The following is a 367-nucleotide window of genomic DNA, read 5'->3' as shown; positions in this document are numbered from 1 at the left end:
AAGTCTTCCTTATCATATAAATCCCTTGTAATTTTATCATTTAATAGCAGGTTTAATGCAAATTTGAATTTCTTTTTATATGCATCATCCTTGTTAAGGATTGCCAAAATTTCTTCAGCGTTTCTTTTGTCAACAAAGAATGCCTTTCTTCCATCTTTAGATTTCTGTAATAAAATTGCTTCTCTCTGCATACAAACTTAAGCTATTGCTTAATTAAATTCAAATTTTTATGTAAATACTTACACAATAAATACTTCAATTTTACTGATAACATTACTGAAATCTAAAAATAGATTTATTTTTCAACTAAACACAGAAACTTTTTAACATGTACAACAGAAAAAATATTACCAATTAACTCATAGAG

1 protein-coding gene is annotated in these 367 nt (G+C 25.3%); it reads right to left on the bottom strand.

Features of this window, described 5'->3' with window-relative positions; translation table 11 throughout:
• On the bottom strand, positions 1 to 191 hold a 191-nt coding region (locus tag AC1DND_RS29660; RefSeq protein WP_477586648.1), incomplete at its 3' end, for a hypothetical protein.
• Positions 192 to 367: the final 176 nt, after the last annotated feature.

Source organism: Pedobacter sp. 01N416 (assembly GCF_056399685.1).
The sequence above is the reverse complement of the archived record's forward strand: the minus strand, read 5'-3'. Positions and strand labels throughout refer to the sequence as shown.